Origin of the sequence: Nocardia asteroides (genome assembly GCA_019930625.1) — a bacterium.
In the GTDB taxonomy this organism is placed as follows: domain Bacteria; phylum Actinomycetota; class Actinomycetes; order Mycobacteriales; family Mycobacteriaceae; genus Nocardia; species Nocardia sputi.
The window spans coordinates 7227289-7245019 of sequence record CP082844.1 but is presented as its reverse complement, the minus strand read 5'-3'; the positions used below and the strand labels follow the sequence as shown (position 1 = coordinate 7245019).

Below are 17731 nucleotides of genomic sequence, written 5' to 3'. Positions count from 1 at the left end.
CGGCCCCATACCCAGGAGTGATGCTGTGACAGAGCTGGGCGTGTCGGGCGCCACCGAGGCCGAAACGCCGCCCGATTGGCTGAATCTGATCTACGAGGTGTTCAATCCCGACTACTCCGTCGGAGTTGCCTGTGATCGAAGCGGCATGATCGTCGGTCTGCACCTCGGCGACGAGGTGTGGGAGAACACCGACAGCTGGCTCGCCGCCGAGATTCTTCGGGTCGCCCGGCTGGCCTACCAGAAGTCCCGGGTGGGGAGGCGCGCGGAGCTGCTGTACAACGGCGCGTTGCCGCGCCTGGCCGACTCGCTGGGGCTGCCCACCGAGGCCGAGTACAACCTCATGGAGAAGGCGGAGTTCGGCTCAGGCTACTGAACTCCAGCTCTCGGCTTCCTCTCTTTATCCCCAGGTATGGGGATGCTGAAGAATGGGGAGGTCGGTCGGAGTGGAGAGGGTTCGTCGATATGACCACCGAGTTCTATCAGGATCCACAAGAGTGGCGCCGACTTCGCGGCGTAAACCATGACATGGTCCCGGCAGCCCGGGAGCGCGCGAAGAACGATCCTGATTACGAAGCGAATTTCATCGCGACGAACGGCTATGCGGCCTATGCGTTTCTGCAAATCGCCGGACGTCCGCACCTGCGTGATCGTGTGGTCGGCTGGACCTCGGTGGCGGATGGTCGTCAGGATACTGCCGATACTTCCCACTCGACGGCAGGTGCGATCGAGGACACCGACGGCGCGGGTGGCGCAACGATTCGAGGCAAGTCGCCGGAGGCCTGATCCTCAGCGGCCGCCACGTAGCCGGCGGGAGGATCTCGAATGGCTGCAATCCGCTCGCGAATCGCTCGGAATCATTGATCTGATCGTGGGTTGTGTTGAAGGGATGCGAACTATCGAGCGGAACTCCCACGCGCGGGTAAGTGGCGGTATTTCCCGCAGTCGGGCGATCGAGGCAACGGCATCAGGACAGGGCTCTCGCGACAGGCGCCGCGATGAACTGCCCGTCTAGGAGGACGCATGACCAACTACTTCACTCACGACAAGCACGGCAATTATACAAAATCAGAGAGCCGTCCGGAGTCCGGCTACTACTACGCGCAGGAAAAGCCCGGGGGCGAAGTAACGCTGTATGAGGCGAACCCGGGTGGGGACCCCAAGAAATTGGACTCGTGGCCCTACAACCGCCTGGATTACCTCGTCACTACGGATGGGCAGGCATACAAAGCGAGGGAGGTCGATAACACAACGCGAGTCGACCCGGACAAGCGCCTCCCGGAACATGATCGCAAAGCGCCCCCTCCTCCTCCTCCGACCGAGTCGGAGCAGAAGAAAAAATATATGGAGGGTCTGGACAAGGATCCGAAAGAGGGGGACTCGGTCGATGACTTTCCGCTGAAGATCAAGCTGCCCCCGGGTAGTCCTTCGGAAGACCTGACGACATACGTCAGTCTGGCGAACCATCAGCTCAAGTACCTCAAGAAACAGATGGGGGACAAAAAGAAGCCGATCGCCCTGGCGTCTCCGGAGAAGGGTGACGACACCGTTATCTGGGACAATAACCTGAGTAAATCCTTCACAGATGCAATGGGAAACGGTGCAGAGGCTCAAGCCGGGGGCAAGGGCGAGTCTATTGAAGCATACAATTCGACTTCCAAGTTGCTCGACGAGTTGGATGCCCAGTGGGCGGCCAGAGACGACCAATTCAAGACGGAGAACCTGAAGCTCACTGCCGACAATGACCGTACATATCGGAAAATGTGGGACAAAGTCCAGTCTGCGCATGAGGATATCTGGGCGACGCTGATGAAACCTCACGCGGGATACTTCGGCGGAAGCACTTTCAGTAAAGACAACTTTACGGCTCCCGGTATTCAGAACGTCGTGGAAGAGGAGCCGATATATGGAATAATTCGCGACACTGTTCAGTTCTGCGTGGAGGAGGTCACCGCATACGCGAATCGAGCCGAGAGTGCAGGGAAGAAGTTCGGTGAGTTCCCGGGATTTCCCACTAAAGAACAGCCTGGTAAAGACCCGAACGAAAAGCCCGCCACTCAACACACCCCTACCGGTACGACCAAAACCCCTACGAACACCGGTACTCCGCCGCCTGTCTACACCGGTACTCCTCCAATGCCGACCCAGGATGCTTCCACGCTACCGTCCGGCACTACCGCGAACGATAACTGGGGATCTACCTTCGACGACTTGCTGGGCGGCCCTACCGACACCGATGGTTCGCTGACCGATCCGACTACAGGTACGCAACCCATCTCGGCCACCGGAACCGGTGATACGTCCTCGGATTCGGATCCGCTTGCCGCCATTCGTTCGGCACTGCAGGGCGGAACCGGATCCGCGACTGGTACGGGGCCCGGTGCGAACACAAACTCCGGCAATGTTGCGCCCGCCGCCAACAGCGGCGACAACGGTATGGCAAATGCGATGCAGCAGATGGCGATGATGAGCGCCATGAGCGGAATGATGAACCAAGGGCGTCAGCCCGAAGACGAGCGACTCGAGCGGGCCTACGCGGAGCGGGAGCGAGAACAGGAGCGGGAGAAGCGCGAGGAACGAGAGCGCAACCGCAACGCTCAGACGACCACCGCGCAACAAGCCGTTCAGCAAACCGGCCCTGCCGGCGTGACGCCGCCGACCTACGCGGGTACTCCGCCGCCGATAACGGCACCTGGAACGACGCCCGCGGTCCAGATCGGGGATACGACCGTGAACGCGTCGCCGCCGGTGGCGGAGGCTTTGCAGAAGCAGACGCAGAACGTCGCTCTCGATGCGGTATCGGCATATAAGGGAACAGCGGGGGAGATCACAGCGGAGCATCCGCCTGCGGTGGTCAATGGCCCCGGTGAGCTGAAGACCGGCGATATTCTGCAGTGGGAGAAGCATAGTGCGCTGGTTGTCAAGAACGAGAACGGCCTGTTCGTCCTCGACAATGGCCAGCTCGTTCCCTTGGATCCCAACAATCCTCCGTTGAAGGAAAAGTACGGCAATTTCGCGGGCTTCATTCACCCGACCGGTTTGGACACGGCGGCCGGTAGCGCTCCTGGAATCGCGGCGCCACCTCCGCCGGCCGTGGCCGCGGCGCCGCAGCCTGCCGCGCCGCCACCCGTTTCACCACCACCGCAGGGGGTCTGACCCGGCCGGAATCGTTCGCTGCGGTTGATGGCGCCGACAGATGCTCGCGGGTACGACGCGAGTCGCGGCTCGGATGGCGAGTCCTCTACGCGCGCGTCTTCTCCCCACGCACCGAGGCGGCCAGTTGGTTCGGCATCGGCTCGTGCCGCGCGTAGGCGCGGGTGAAATCGCCGGTGCCGTGGGAGATCGAGCGCAGGTCGATGGCGTAGCGGCTGAGTTCGAGTTCCGGGACCTCGGCGTGGATGCGGGTGCGTCCGCTGCCGTGCGGCTCGGTGCCGAGGACGCGCCCGCGGCGACTGGACAGATCGCTCAGTACCGGGCCGACGAATTCGTCGGAGACCAGCGCCCATACTTCGGCGAGCGGCTCGAGCACCCGGATTCCCGCGGCTGCCGCGGCCTCGCGCAAGGCGAGCGCACCGGCGGTCTGGAACGCGGCGTCGGAGGAGTCGACGGAATGGGCTTTGCCGTCGAACAAGGTGACCCGCACGTCCACGAGGGGATATCCGGCGGTCAGCCCGCGGGAGGCCTGGGCACGCACGCCTTTCTCCACCGACGGAATGAACTGGCGCGGAACGACTCCGCCGACCACCTTGTCCACGAACTCGATGCCCGACCCTTCGGGCAGGGGTTCGACCTCGATCTCGCACACGGCGTACTGGCCGTGCCCGCCGGACTGCTTCACATGCCTGCCGCGCCCGGACGCCTTGCCCGCGAACGTCTCTCGCAGCGCCACCTGATGCTCTATCACGTCGACCTGCACGCCGAACCGGGTCCGCAACCGCTCCAAGGCGACGTCGCGATGGGCTTCACCCAGACACCAGAGCACCAGCTGATGCGTCTGCGCGTTGTGTTCCAGGCGCAGCGCCGGGTCTTCGGCGGCCAGCCTGGCGAGGCTCTGGGAGAGCTTGTCCTCGTCGGCTTTGCTGTGCGCGCGGATGGCGATGGGCAGCAGCGGATCGGGCATCGGCCACGGCTCGATCCGGAGCGGATTGTCGGTGGACGACAGCGTGTCGCCGGTTTCGGCGTGACCGAGCTTGGTGACATAGGCGATATCGCCCGCGATCGCCTGGCGCAGCGGGCGTTGCTGCTTGCCGAAGGGAGCCGAGATCGCGCCGACCCGCTCGTCCAGCTCGTGGCTCTCGTGGCCGCGGTCCTCCAAGCCGTGGCCGCTGACGTGCACCGTATCGTCGGCGTGCAGGGTGCCGGAGAAGACGCGGACCATGCAGACCCGCCCGACGTACGGGTCGGAAGCGGTGCGGATGACCTCCGCGGCCAGTTCCGCGTCCGGGTCGCAGCGCAGCGGATGCGGTTCGGCGCCGTTGGTGGCGGTGATGGGGTGCTCGGCCGGCGTCGGGAAGCCGCCGGTGATGAGGTCGAGCAGCTCGACCGTGCCCAGGCCCTGCTTGGCTCCTTCGGGCGCTGGGGCGGCGAACAACACCGGATGGAAGCTCCCGCGGGCGACCGCGCGCTCCAGGTCGGCGATCAGCGTCGCCAGGCTGATCTCCTCGCCCTCCAAGTAGCGTTCCATGAGGGTCTCGTCCTCGCTCTCGGCGATGATGCCCTCGATCAGGCGGTTGCGAGCTTCTTCCAGCTCGGGCACCTGATCGGGCGATGGGTCGCCTTGCACCTCCACGCCGGAGGAATAGTCGCCCACGCAGTGCGGCAGCAGCTCCACCATGCCGGTGACCGGCCGGTGCCCATCCGGATTCTTCGGGCCGTACACGGGGAGATGCAGCGGGAGGATGGTCTCCGACGACCCGCCGCCCAGCACGGTCCGGCAGGCGTCGGTCATCACGTCGTACTCGTCGCGCGCCGTGTCCAGGTGGGTGATGACGATCGCGCGCGGCATCCCGACCGCGGCGCATTCCTCCCACAGCGCCCTGGTCGCCCCCGCGATCCCCGCCGCGCCCTCGGCCGCCGAGATGACGAACAGCGCAGCATCGGCCGCGCGCAGACCCGCCCGCAACTCGCCGACGAAGTCCAAGTAACCCGGCGTGTCGACCAGATTGACTTTCATGCCGTCCCATGCCACCGGCACCACCGACAGCTGCACCGATCGGTGCTGGCGATGCTCGATCTCGTCGTAGTCCGACAGCGAGGTGCCGTCCTCGACCCGCCCTGCGCGATTGACCGCCCGCGCGGTGAGCGCCATGGCATCGACGAGCGTGGTCTTTCCCGACCCGCTGTGCCCGACCAGGACCACGTTGCGGATCTGCTCGGGCCGGTCCGCCGTCACCACGCCGCCGTCGCCCGCGGCAGCTCCGTTGGTCTTGTCCACCATGTGTCTCGCTCCTCTGCTGACACCTGCCGTACGTCCACCTTCCCACCGGGCGAGGCGTTCCGCCGACGAATCGGCAGATCAGGGTGTGCGGGCGGGCAACAGCGGGCGGGGGAGCTGACCGGGCCGACATCTGTCACCCGGTGGCCGTCGCGGTGACCGGGGTGAACGCTTGGGCGCCGAAGCGACCAACATTCTCGATCGTTGTAATCGTCCTCGATCCGCGGGAGTCGCCGTGCCGGGATATGAGTGGAGTAGCCCAACCGCGCCCCGTCGTGGCCCGAGCCATCGGCCGAACGCCATCATTCCCGAGCTGTAGCTCAGGTCGCCGGAGAGCTGAGTCCTGGCGTGAAGGATCTACGGCTTCAGTTGATCGCCGTGCGAGCAGGCGGAGGTATCAGGCGAGCCGGAGATCGGGGACGCCAATCGCGCCTACCCCGCCGAAGAGCGCCGGGCTGGTACGAGCGGGGCGTTGGCGAAAAATTGTCGAAGTGCGCGTATCCGCCTCCCGGGCGGAGGCTCCGCATCCAGTGTGTCGGCGAGCCGGTTTCTCCGAGGAGCGTTCCTCGCATGTCACGCAGGACGTGCGAGCAACGCTCCTCGGGTGAGCGCTGTCGGTGCGCTCAGGTCAGCTGCCGGATGTCCCCGCGGACGCGGTAGAAACCACCGCGCGCCGACTCGGCAACGCCGTCGACCACGTAACGAGCCCCCGCGCGCCGGATGTCTTTGGGGAACTGCACATTCCAGCCGCGCTGGTATCCGGGCGAGACGACCCGCACGCGCAGCGAACTGCCGTGGTTCACGCACTCCACGATGACGCCCGTTCCGGCGTCGGAGGTGACTTCGACGGTATTGCTGGGCACCACGGCGGAGATCTCGGGAGCCTTCACCGAAACGGTCTGGGGCAGCACGCCCTGCTCGGCATCGCGAATGGCGGCCTCGCTGACATCGAGACAGGCCAGCGTGCCGGTGGTGGTGACCAGGTACAGCTTGTCGTCGTGATACTGCATGGAGTAGGCGGAGCCGCAGCCGGTGGCCAACTTCCATACGCGGTTCCCGGCGGCATCGAAGCAGTACACCGACGAGTAATTGTCGCCGGCGAAGACGTAGCGGCCGTCGGGCGAGGTCGCGCAGGAGAAGACAGCGGCATCGCACTGGTAGGTGCGCTCGGCCCGGCCGCTCTTGGTCACCATGCGCACCTGGTTACGGGAGGTGCCCGCGTAGACGGCGTCGGATTCCTGCCAACCGAACAGCACGTCGCCGCCGGTGCCCGCCTGCCACAGAGGGTTGCCGCTGTCCAGGTCGTACTTGGTGACGCCTGCGGAATGCCCGTGGTAGACGCCGTCCGCGTCGATACGCACCATCCAGCCCGAATCGCCGGTGCTGCGCCGGGTCCACAGCGACTCCTCCTCGTAGTCGATGACGGTGATGCCGCCTTGACGGTCGGAGACGCCGAGGATGCCGTCGTGGATGTCGAGCCAGTAGATGTCGACATCGGCCGCGATGTCGTACGCCGCGCGCGGCACCTTGCCGGACAAGTCGTAGACGCGACCGTCATCGCATCCGGCGTAAATCCAGAAATCATCGGCCACAATGCATTTGACGGCGTCCGGCAAGCGGTAACGACCGGTGACCACCCCGTCCGGGGTCAGAGTGAACACGTCACCGCTCTCGTTGCCCACCCAGCAGCGACGCTCGTCGACGAAGATGCCGAATGCGGCGGCGCCGGAGTCGAAACTCCACAGCACGGGCGCGGCCTTCGCGGTCGAGCGGCCGCTGCTGATCGCCCGCCGGGTCACCGGGCGCCTGCCCCGCGCCCCCATCACCGCGGGCGCATAGCCCTTGCGCACCTTCTCGCCGACCTTCTTGGCCGCGGCGGCCTGCGCCTTCTCCTCGGTGGCGAACGAACTCACCTTCGTCTGCCCTTGCTCCCCGATGCGACCGAAACGAACACTCACCTGGGTGCCCGCGACGATCACCTCGTAGAACTTGTGCGCGGAACCGCTGTCCTCGGACAGCTCGAGATAGGTGGTTCCCCCGATAGTCATAGCGCCTCGCCTGGTTTCGTCAGATCAGAACAGGACGAAAGTTAGCAAGGGGCACCGACACTCGGCGTGCCTCGCGTCGGAGGCCTTGTCATTATGAGAACCGGAGGGCCGAGCGTTAGCCTGTCTCGGCAGGGGAAGGAACTCGAACGACGTGAAACCGCATCCGGCTGGGCAGCCGTATCCGAACACGATGTCAGGCGCGTACGGCGGGCATCCGCCGCAGGGGGCACCGTATCCACCAGTGCCACCACAGCATCTGTATGAATCGCAGCCCGAACCCCAGGCACAGCAACCATATCCGCAGGCAACGCCACCGCAAGCGCCGTGGGCACATCCGCGGCCGTCGCACGTGAATGCCACACCACCCGATCCGCGGCCATCGCGGCAATATCCGGCGCCGCAGCAGGCTGCGGCCAGTACTCGCCGTCGAACGCGCAGCCCCACCAGCCCGTCCCGGCGGCCGGGGACCAGCGGCTCGTGTTCGAATATGCCGCCGACGCGCAGACCGCGGGACGTCTCGATCGCGCGGCCTTCTTCGCCAGCTTCGATCCGACTCGGTTTCTGCTGTTCCTCGGTGTGATCACCGGGCTGTTCAGCTTGCAGGTAGTCGTGAATGTCATCCGCGAGGGCACCGAGGGATTCGGCGACGGTGCGGGCGGCGGCATCGCGTTCGTGCTCGGCTTCATCCTGTTCTTCATGGTCATCGGTTCCTTCCGAGGATGGAATCTGACCCGCAAACGGATTGCGACCTACGCTTTTCCGGGCGCACTGATGCATGCCGAGTACGACGGTGAGGGTTTCGCCCTGCGCACGCCCGTCGAGGATTCGCGCATCGCCTACCGGAATATCCGGCGTTTCAGACTCCGTGGCGACGTCGTGGAGTGGAAGTTCCGCGTCGGGGGTGGTATCTGATGCCTGTCGAGCTCATGCCGCCGCACGCACAGCAGTTCGTCCAGGCGCGACTGAGTGCGTGACCTCGGAGGGTTGCCAGGCCGGCTCCGACCACCGGTCGGGCAGGGGCGGTAACGCGCGGCGTCACCGACGACGGCGGCCACACAGAGCAAACCCGAGCGGATCAGCTCAGTGTTTTTTCGGCGCTCAACGGATTCCCTTCGGCATCGACTTCTTCGTAGTCGATACTGAATTCCAGGCCTGCGTTTCTGGAGTGTTCTGCAAGGTTCCGAAGCCGATCAGCAGCAGAGTCGGCCGCGTCCTCGATGCGGCCCTCGAGAAGGAAGTAGATAGGCGCTTCCGGCCCACCCGCATCGTAACAATATAGTTCGAATCCGTCGGTCTCATAGTGCACCTGAAACCCGCGATGCGGCTTCATCTGCAGATCTTGTTTCGCTACCCACGCTCTCAGAATCTGTTCCATCACCTCCGGTCTATCGGTATAAAAGGTTCCGTGGTACGAGGTAATGGTCATGAGTATCCTTTTTCGGTGTAATCTCGATGTGGCTCGACACGAGATCATACGCCGATCACTCGTCGAGAGTGAAGCGGTCGATACTAGCGCCGCTCTTCATTTCGCTTGCGGCGCGTGCTCTCGGCTTCTCCATAAATAGTGGTGATTCTCGGGTTGAGGCGTACGATGATCCGGACGGAAGGATGTCGGTAGGCGAGGATCAGTGCATTTTCCGTTCCCGTCCATTCGATCTGTGAAGTCGTCCCCGACGAGCGTGCGGTGGGTTCACCATATGTGTCTATGAGTGCTGCGGTCATTCGGGTGAAGGCGTCGCGTGGTGGTGTCCGGCAGTCGTCGCTATCAGGCATGATGGTCGCGACCGGCAAATCTATGGAATGGACATCGAGGGCATTTCCGTTCACATAACACTCACCGGCCACATATCTGCTGGTGAATACCACCCGATCGGTTTCGCGTCTTTCTATCGTCCAGAGCCCGGCTCGCGCGCTGACGGTCACCAGGTCATCCATTCGCCATGACCAGATCAGATTGCGAAGTCCGGTGACGAGGTCAACCAACTCTGCGTCGTCCAGCTCCGGTCGATGGACTGGTGGCTGCGGTGGAGTGTAGCGCGGCACGGCTTCGAGCTGCCGGATCGTTCTGTCCATGAGGTCGGCATCGTATGCAGGCAAGTCCACCCAGCTTGGGGGGCCGGTAGGCGACATCGTACTGAGACCGAGCAGGGGGGTTGGCATCGGATGCGGGGCGGCGGAGCTCGCGGCGCCAGCCGTTGACCGTTCATCGGTGGATCGGCCGATGCGAGTCGCCGGCTCTGGATCACCGATATCGGAGAGGGGCGTCGATGACGGCAGCTGCCGTTCGGCGATGGTGAGTCCTGTTTTCTGGGCGCTGATTTCAGCGAGGCGCTTCCATTCGGAGAAGTCGGTGCCCGGTATGGCGTCGAGCGTAACCGACCATTCGTTTATATCGGTGCGCAGCACGGTCAGCACCATCATTGTGATCGTCTGATACTTCGGGTGATGTCGGAGGCGCTGTCCGAATCGGGTGCCGACCGGGTCGGTGGCGGAGCCAGTCGAGGTCATGCCGAGTTCGTCTCGCAACCGGTCGAGATGGACTTGGTCGAGCGGGCCATGGAGGATGAGTGTCAGTTGTCGCTTCAGGAGGTTCACTTCCCTCCGCTCGGCAGTGGTCGTCGTCTGCCACTCCGTCATATGATCACCACAATCGCATCTGCCGTAGCGTGTTTCGCCGCGTTCAACGGTCACGTTCGATACGGAGCTGCCGTGCACGTTCGAGTTCGAGCGCCCGCGCTCTGGTTACTCGCGGTGACACCTCGGGATTTCGGCGGACAGCTTCCTCCGCTGCCGTAGCGTGGCCGATCGACCGTAGGTAATCGACCTCGACCACCTGTGGGGAAAGCCCGTCTCGTATGGCTTTGACAGCCTGCGCGTATCGGCGCTCCGGCGAATCGTAGGGAACATGGACGGGAGGTCGCCCTGGCGGCTCGTACACGTACACACTCCTTTCATGATCGTAATTTGTCGGTGTGAGGTCCAGGCACAGCGAATAAGTCTGTATATCTAGGCGCCTTGCCTGGTCCGGAGTCAATTGCAGAACTCTGCTCGGCCCGACGATCTCGTTGTGGTGCTGTCGCACGATTTCCTTGCCCAACGTTTCCGCTGCTTTGCCGAGTGTGCGAGCGCGGTCCGTGTCGAGCGCCTGGGTCACAATTTGCCGATGCGCTGGATCCAGCCCCAGCTCTTCGATCCGGCGCGCCTCTATTGCCTGCTCGTGCCGGATGGCGCGCTGTATTGCGTCGAAATTCCGGGTCATCTCGCCGAGGTCCTGCGCCTGGCCGCGCGCGAGGGCCTGCTCGTATTCGCGTGCAGTATTCAGTTCGAGCTGGAGGGAGGGGGTACGCACGTCCGGCTGCTGGTTGCGGAATTCCAGTACTTCTCGGGTGGCTACCTCGACGAGTGCTCGCTCAGTGATCTCCAGCTGGGTCGTGGTCGAGAGGTTCCGCTCGCGCACATCGAGTTCGATGATTTGTGCGACAACCTGTCTGTGCTCGCCTAGTTGAAGTTCACGCAGCGCGTCGAGGCGGCTATGGAGTTCGAGTTGCTGCGCTGCGGCCATGCGCTCCTTCGCGAGTGCGACATCTTTACTCACGTCGGTCAGCGGAGCGCCGCGTTCGAGTGCCTCGCGGATCCGATCGAGCGCCTCGCGAGCCTGGATATACCCTAGCGACTCCGCCGCGCTCTGCACTCGATTCGTCTCGGCGAGATCTCTCGACAGTTGCACGATTTCCCGTATATGCGGGTTCAGCTGCGCCAGCAACTTCCCGCGTTGGCCGTCGGCCAGGTCACGCTGGAATTCGAGTTCCCGAGCGGCCTCCAGTCTGCGAGTGAGTTCGTGCGCGCGATCCTTGTCGGTGGTTTCGACAACGGGCAACTCGGGACTGGAATCGAAGTCGCTGCCCGGGACGATCAGTGAAATATCCTCGATGTTCAGCTCCGGATATTTGTTCTGAATCTCCTTGCCTGCCGCCTTGAGTGATTTCGAAATGTCGTGCGTCGATCGGATCACGCCCTTTCGAACTGCATTGGCGAATGTAAGCGCCTGGTTGTTGTAAGCCTTCGGATTTTCGTGGATCCGTTGGGCCAGCGCCTGAAGTTCGGACCGCGTGAGCCCTCTCAGGGTCAGAGGACCGCCTGGTGCCGCATCGGTGGCCTTGGTCGCTATCCGTCCGTCGTAGCGCTCCACGAGGATTTCATGGAACCTGTCACGGTCGATGACGACAGCGATGTCGATGTCGTTCGCTTGGGGGCTCCGCAGCGCCGATCCTTGGACGAAGATGCCGTGGTCACCGAATCCGGCATCGTGGAGGATTCGATCGAGATCCCTGGCGAACGCGTTGAAGTGACCGGCGTCTTCGAAGCGGTATGGGTAGCCGCGATCGGAAACCACATCGGCCCAGTTCTCCATGTGCTGTGCGAGCACGTCAGCGGTGATGGGCTTCGCAAGGCGGGAACCGATATGGATGAGGTCGGCGATGCCGCGATCGTCGATTCCCAGTCGACGTCCGTGCTCGATCAGGTTGTTGAGATCCCTTTCGCTGTAGCTGAGTTCGAATTTGGGGTCCTGGGCAACACGGTCGCGAACGCTGTCGACGAGCCTCTCGATAGGGATCTGCCCTTGCGCACCGCGCATGCCGAGATCTCGGGGATGGGGCTCGGCACTCCGCTCGACGTGCGGCGTCTCAGGGCGGTTGTCGGGTGTGGGGTTGGTGATGCGTTGGTTTTCGGCGAATATCGTGGCGGCGTTGGGGTCGGCGCTTCGCTCGACGGGCCGTGTGTCGGGCCGGTCGGCAGGGGTGGAGTTGCTGATTCGTAGGTTTTCGATGAACGCGGGGTCGTAGCGTCGTGCATCTTCGGCGCTCGGGCCCGGAGCAGGATTCGGCGGATGTCGGCGGTCAGCGGGTTCGTCGGAACGATCCCGTGAGCGTCCTGGGTCGGCAGGCGCCGATGGACGGGCTGGGATCGGTAGTACCTGCGTGTTTGTATTCGGTGAGGTGGCTTGCGTGGAGGTTGGTACGGAGGCTGCTGGGCCGTCGTGCTCAGCGGCGCCGTCTAGAAGTCGAACGTCCCCTGTCGCGGCCAGGTCCCATCCGTCCGGTTGCGCATCTCGGCCCAGGAAACCGCGTTCGCCGACGTGCTGTCCGTCGGACTGAACGACAGGGTGTCCTTGTCGATCACGAGTTGGTGTTCGCTGCTCGGTTCCGGTGGATCGGTCAGTGACGTCGCTCGGAGCAGGTACTCGATCTCCTTCGCGTCTTCCCGTGTCCGCTCGATAGACACCCGCCAAGTCGGCGGATACACCTGGTAGCCCTGTACCGGTTGGCCCGTGCGGATCGCCTCGTCGTACCTCTCCCCGATCATGGTCGGCGCGAGGCTCGCGTGAGCTGTCACCACTCCCGTCTCGGCGTTCACCACGTAGTTCCCCAAGCCCAGCCTCTGACCGTTCGCGATCTGCTCGGGAGTCGAGATCGGCCGACAGACCCAGCAGTGCTCGAACTGGTAGATCCGATACTCCTGGTCGGGGCTGAAGATTTGTGCCAGATACTGCTCCACTTGCTCTCTGGTTCGAAATTCCGGCACTGTTCACTCCTTGATTCGGTGGGATCGGTATCGACCACAAGCCAGCGGAGTTGTGGATCATGTCGGCTGGAGGCCGGTCCGAGAAGGTGCTTTGCTGGGGGTCCCACCAGACCGGGCCGCTCGCGCCGAGCGGGTAGACGATGACGGTGGCATGGCTGCCGTCGATGACCGGTGTCCCGTCCTGGTGGTAAAGCAAGGCGTTGGTTCGGGGGTCACGGGCATGCCACTCGTTGATGACCAAGGCGGCCGATCCAGGCCCGTGGGCGCTGATCTGATCGTGCAGCGCCATGAATTGATCCGGCACGGGCGTACCGGCGTGGTTTCGCAAGCTGCTGCCGAGCCAGTCGGCTGCGCGCTGCGGGCCATTGCGCTCGCCGCTTGTCTGGTCGATGGTCCCGTCGGCAAGCCGGTCCGGGTAGCGGGGTAGCGACACTTGCGGCCTGCCGAAGAACGATGACAGCGCTGCCAGCGCACTGTCCAGGCAGTTGTTGCCGCGTCCGGGGAATCCGGGACCGCCGTCGTTGATCAGTCGCCCGTACGGGTGGGTACGTGGGTCGGCACCTACTGTGAAGCGGTCGCCGTCGCGCAGCGAGTCCTCGACAATCTGCTGGTAGGAGCGATTTTCGAGGTTGGTCAGCCGGTTGTGGTCGATGACGCGAGTCTCGGGCAGACCGGTGAATCTGGTGGGGGTGTTTGCTGCGGCGATGTCGTTGCTGATCTGTCGCAGGTCTTCCGGACGGACGGTCGGCTGATTCCGGCTGTCTGCCGCCAGTCCGAGATGCTCGCGCAGGTGGTTGGTGAGCGTTTCGGAGCTGTCGTGTGGATGCCAGCTCCTCGGGTCGGCCGTTTCACGGTCGACGTTGACGGACAGGTGGGCGGTGGACGGGTCGTCGGTGAAGACGACGTCGACCAGCAGCCAGTCACCACTGAGCAATCGGTGACCGTAGTTGAAGGCACGGTCTGTCGCCAAGTGAGCGTTTTCGATCAGATTCCGCATCTCCTGCGGGGAGACGTGCGGACCGGCTTCGAGGTGGATCCGCACGCTGACCACGGCAACATGCTCGGGTCCTTCCGCGTACCGCCGCATCTCGTATGCGGGGATGCCGGGCGTTCGGTCCGGCCGAACCGCGATGACTCGATCGGGTGCTCGTCGTCGGTAGTTCTCGCGCGCATTGCGCGCTTCGAGTGCCCGTTGTGTTTCCGGGTCTATCGGACGGCGACGATCGGGCACCTCGGTAGGGGGTGCGGAGCTGTGCGGATCATGCAGTGGCACAGTGACATGAGGGTCCTGACGCTGTGGTCCCGATCCCATGTGCCGCTCTATGCGCGGGTCGAGGTGTTGTCTGGGCTCGCGGTTGGCAGGTCGTCTCGGATTATGTGGCGCAGACGTGGAGGGGCCCGACCGATGGGGAGCGACGGGTGAGTGTGGTTCCGCTACGTGTCTTGGTGGTGATGGGACACGCGGCTGTGGTGGCAGCGATTCGGGGGCTCGCATCGATGACAGATCGGCTACGGGTGCGCGTGTTTCGGGCGCGCGTGGCGGCACCCGGCCACGATCGGATTCCCGCACGTGCGGAGCGTCCGGGTGCGGGCGCTCGGTATACGGATTCTGCGTGCGCTGTGTGCTCAGGCGTTGCGTCTCGCCATGGGAACGAGGGTTCTCTTGTGCGCGCTGTCTCGGCTCGTGAGTAGTCGGCGGGAGCGATTCCGGCGCCCGCATCGACCGCCACGGGTCCTGCTGTGTCGGAGGCTGGGATTCGGGAGCCCGGTAGTCGGTGTGCTGTTGGTGGCCGTCGAGCCAGTTGCGCACCTGGATGTCGTATGGGCTCTGCCCCAGCGGGTGGGCGTAGGCGGCCTCGGTCTCCTGCGGTGTCGGCTGGTAGCGGCCGATGTGCGGGTTGTATCGGCCGTAGTAGAAGGGATCGTGCGGGATGACACGACCGTCGTTGAAATGCGCGACGTACCTGTGAACGTTCGGATCGAAACCCGACCGGTGCGGTGGAGGTTCCGGGCGGGGAACCTGCGTGTGCGGTGGCGCGTGTTCCGTTGGGGGACTGTGCTGCCCGGAGTGCGCATCCTGCTGCTGAGCGTGCTCTCCCGCTTGTCGTCCTCGGTCGACAGCGGGAATATCGTGGGTGTGGGCGAAGCGGGGGTTGTCCAGGTGGGCGAAGCGCGGGTTGTAGACGGGCTCGCCGACCCTGACGGATACCAGGTTCCCGTTGGCGTCGACGATGATCTGCCGCGGCCAGACGCGGTAGACGGTGTCGCCGGATATCCCGCCAGGGGCCAGTATCTCGGCTTCCCTGTGGCTGCCCGCGTTGTATCGGCTATGGGCAGTGGCGTCGTGGAAGGTGGCGTCTACGTCGATGCCGTGCGGGTGGTACAGCTCGTGCATATACATCGTCTGCCGGAAGGTGCCGTCGGGCAGACGTGTCAGCTGCCCCTCATCGGCGAGCCGGTTGAGGTCGTTGCCCGCGATGTCCGTTTCCCGGGCGATGGTGTGCTCCGGACTCCTCGACAGCGACACGAAGCCGTCTGCTTGGCCGGGGCCGGTGTGGCCGACGTGCGCACCGATGTTGAGGTTGCCGGGATCGCGTGGCGAGAAGCCGAGGTCGAAGATCTCCGGCCCCCGCGAATCCATGCGGAACAGGGCGTTGCGGGCGTCCAGGAACGCGTCTTCAGCGCTCCTGTCCCGCCATACCGGCGACAGGCCATCGCCGGGATAGTTGACCACCAACCTCGTGGGGTCGATCGGCGCAGTCGCGTCGTCGAGCGCCTGGCCGGGCATGGACCGGGTCAGGTGATCGGGCAGCAGGTTGTCGGCGCAGCCGGGTTCGAATGCGTCGGGTTCGACGCTCGCGTAGCGCCGTCGCACGGGATCGCGCAGGTCGTGATCCACGACCTCGGTGAGGTACTCCGGGTCGAGCTTGTCGGGAGTCTCGTGGAGTGGCGGTTGTTCCGGGTTCTTGTAGACGCCGTACTGTCCGACACGCAGCGTGCCGTCTTGGACCCCGCGGACGATGTCGGCGGCCACCAGACCGTGCCTGGTGGCGTGATCCTCGATCACCCGAAGGTCGTTGTAGCTGAGTTCGACCGGCCCGCGCGGCGACGAAGGTCGATGCGGCGCGGTGCCCGGAGAATCCGGAACGTCACGAGGTGGCACCGCCGCCACACGGTCCGTCGTCCCCTGGGGTCCACGGTCGGACTCCTGCGGGCGTGGAGTGTCCGCTTGCGAGTGTGCCGGGCGCGGACGGTTGTCCTCGGTTACGAGGCGATCACGCCGTTGCGAGGCCACTGCTTCTCGCGTCTGGCCCGGATCATGATCTGTCCTGCCGCCGCCCGGAAGATCCCGTCCTCCGGTTGGTCCGTGCGGGCGGTGTTGCTCGTCTTGTCGATGATCAGTGTGCGATCGAGGTTGTCCCTCGTCTCCCCGAACCGGTACTCCACTTCGCTCGGGTTGTCCTTGGTCTGGTTGTAGTAGATCAGCAGTGCCATCGTGTCGTCCCCACAGTGTGTCGTAGCGTTCGCCAGTTCGTGGCGGTATGTCGTTGGACCAGTGATGGTCGAGATTCGCGTGGGCGTGTGCGTCCTGATACGTCGAGCCGGGATGAGCACGCAGGTAGGTGGACTCGGCCAGCTCGTGTTCGAGTAAGACGATATCGGCGGGCAGCGGATGTCCGGCGCGCAACCGGATCCATGCCTCGGCGATGGCCGGATCGGCGTCGAACCTGCGTCGAATCAGGTTGCCGTCATAGTCGATGATGGGGTGTTCTTCGCGGAACAGATGGTTCTTGATCTGCTCCACATCGTCGCGGGTGAAATGTGAGCCGTCGGTGCGCGGATGTTCACCGAGTGTGCGCGCGATGTCATCGATGTCACCGTCGTCGCGGCGGAAATGGTCGTAGGCGTCCTCCGCCCATTCGAACGCCGCGAAGTCGTCGCGTGGACGCACGGCGCCACCGGAATACGACATCGCCTCGGAATCGGTGGCGCCTGGATCGTTCGTGTTCGACTGCCGCCGAGTACTCGGGTCGGCTCGTCGATTGGGCTGTGCCGCCTCCGACGTGTCGTCCCGTCTAGGCATATCGGTGGCCGCGGTGCCGTCGGAGAAAGGTGCCGTGCGCGCAGTACCGCCCGATGAGGCACGGTCGGCTGGGCTCGCGCGGTGGGCCAGGTCGGCTGGTGGGGCGCCGGTGCTGCCGGGCTCGCTGGTCGCGGTCGGCGGCGAGACCGGTTGCGGGGGAGTCGTCGGGCGCGCGGTGTGATCGGGCCGAGGTGTGGCGGCGGTCGCAGACTGTGCTGGACCGACGGATGCAGCGGGGTCTGGAGTGGAAACGGTCGAGCGCTGGCCCAGGTCGATGGCGGGCGCGGAAGGTCCGGCGAGCGTGTTGGGCGGCACGGCCGCTGGAGATGCTGTTGCCACAGCGCTCGAGGTGACGGTGTCCGATGGCGAATCGGCCTGGGCATCCGATCTGGATGTAGGCGTCGCGGGCGGTGTCGCGGCGAGGGGGCCGGTCGTGCTCGGTGTCGCGTTGTGCGGTGCGGTCGACGCGTCTACGCGCTGGCCAGGTGCCGGGGCGGCGCGGTCGGCGAGGGGCGGCGAATCGTCGGCGGTCGACCGGTTCTGGATGCTGGGTTGGGAGCCGGATTGATCAGCCGCATCGTAGGC

The 17731-nt window shown here is 64.5% G+C and carries 13 protein-coding genes; 7 read left to right on the top strand and 6 right to left on the bottom strand.

Annotated elements, in window-relative coordinates; genetic code table 11:
- Positions 1 to 25 precede the first annotated feature (25 nt).
- From K8O92_32705 to K8O92_32695, 3 genes are all read left to right on the top strand, one after another.
- A complete protein-coding gene (locus K8O92_32705; protein ID UAK32390.1) occupies positions 26 to 373 on the top strand; it encodes a hypothetical protein in 348 nt (115 codons plus the stop codon).
- Between the two features lie 89 nt (positions 374 to 462).
- Positions 463 to 783: a hypothetical protein gene (locus tag K8O92_32700; protein UAK32389.1), complete on the top strand. Its 321-nt coding sequence runs from the start codon at positions 463 to 465 to the stop codon at positions 781 to 783.
- Between the two features lie 237 nt (positions 784 to 1020).
- Positions 1021 to 3153: a hypothetical protein gene (locus K8O92_32695; protein ID UAK32388.1), complete on the top strand. Its 2133-nt coding sequence runs from the start codon at positions 1021 to 1023 to the stop codon at positions 3151 to 3153.
- 85 nt (positions 3154 to 3238) lie between these two features.
- Here the strand turns inward: K8O92_32695 and K8O92_32690 are convergent, their stop codons facing one another.
- Both K8O92_32690 and K8O92_32685 read right to left on the bottom strand, forming a co-directional pair.
- Entirely contained in the window at positions 3239 to 5434 is a 2196-nt protein-coding gene (locus K8O92_32690) for an elongation factor G-like protein EF-G2 (GenBank protein ID UAK32387.1), read from the bottom strand.
- Positions 5435 to 6054: 620 nt separating this feature from the next.
- A complete protein-coding gene (locus tag K8O92_32685) occupies positions 6055 to 7479 on the bottom strand; it encodes a WGR domain-containing protein (GenBank protein ID UAK32386.1) in 1425 nt (474 codons plus the stop codon).
- A 324-nt stretch (positions 7480 to 7803) separates the two neighbouring features.
- On the opposite strand from K8O92_32685, the gene K8O92_32680 reads away from it, so the two are divergent.
- Positions 7804 to 8391 carry a hypothetical protein gene (locus tag K8O92_32680; GenBank protein UAK32385.1) on the top strand — a complete coding sequence of 196 codons (588 nt, stop codon included), beginning with the start codon at positions 7804 to 7806 and terminating at the stop codon, positions 8389 to 8391.
- A 163-nt stretch (positions 8392 to 8554) separates the two neighbouring features.
- On the opposite strand, the gene K8O92_32675 is transcribed toward K8O92_32680, so the two are convergent.
- The 4 genes from K8O92_32675 to K8O92_32660 all read right to left on the bottom strand — a co-directional run bounded on the left by K8O92_32675 (position 8555) and on the right by K8O92_32660 (position 16557).
- Positions 8555 to 8905 (bottom strand): hypothetical protein, encoded by a 351-nt coding sequence (locus K8O92_32675; protein ID UAK32384.1) that lies wholly within the window; start codon positions 8903 to 8905, stop codon positions 8555 to 8557.
- A gap of 83 nt (positions 8906 to 8988) precedes the next feature.
- A complete protein-coding gene (locus K8O92_32670) occupies positions 8989 to 10116 on the bottom strand; it encodes a DUF6301 family protein (GenBank protein ID UAK32383.1) in 1128 nt (375 codons plus the stop codon).
- A gap of 43 nt (positions 10117 to 10159) precedes the next feature.
- Positions 10160 to 14293 (bottom strand): hypothetical protein, encoded by a 4134-nt coding sequence (locus K8O92_32665; GenBank protein UAK32382.1) that lies wholly within the window; start codon positions 14291 to 14293, stop codon positions 10160 to 10162.
- 2033 nt (positions 14294 to 16326) lie between these two features.
- Positions 16327 to 16557: a hypothetical protein gene (locus K8O92_32660; GenBank protein UAK32381.1), complete on the bottom strand. Its 231-nt coding sequence runs from the start codon at positions 16555 to 16557 to the stop codon at positions 16327 to 16329.
- Positions 16558 to 16735: 178 nt separating this feature from the next.
- Here K8O92_32660 and K8O92_32655 point away from each other — a divergent pair, with 178 nt between their 5' ends.
- The 3 genes from K8O92_32655 (at position 16736) to K8O92_32645 (ending at position 17714) form a co-directional block, all read left to right on the top strand.
- Positions 16736 to 16888 carry a hypothetical protein gene (locus K8O92_32655; GenBank protein ID UAK32380.1) on the top strand — a complete coding sequence of 51 codons (153 nt, stop codon included), beginning with the start codon at positions 16736 to 16738 and terminating at the stop codon, positions 16886 to 16888.
- Positions 16889 to 17180: 292 nt separating this feature from the next.
- Positions 17181 to 17327, top strand: a complete 147-nt coding sequence (locus K8O92_32650) for a hypothetical protein (GenBank protein UAK32379.1) — start codon at positions 17181 to 17183, stop codon at positions 17325 to 17327.
- Between the two features lie 168 nt (positions 17328 to 17495).
- Positions 17496 to 17714 (top strand): hypothetical protein, encoded by a 219-nt coding sequence (locus K8O92_32645; GenBank protein ID UAK32378.1) that lies wholly within the window; start codon positions 17496 to 17498, stop codon positions 17712 to 17714.
- The last annotated feature ends 17 nt before the right edge of the window (positions 17715 to 17731 follow it).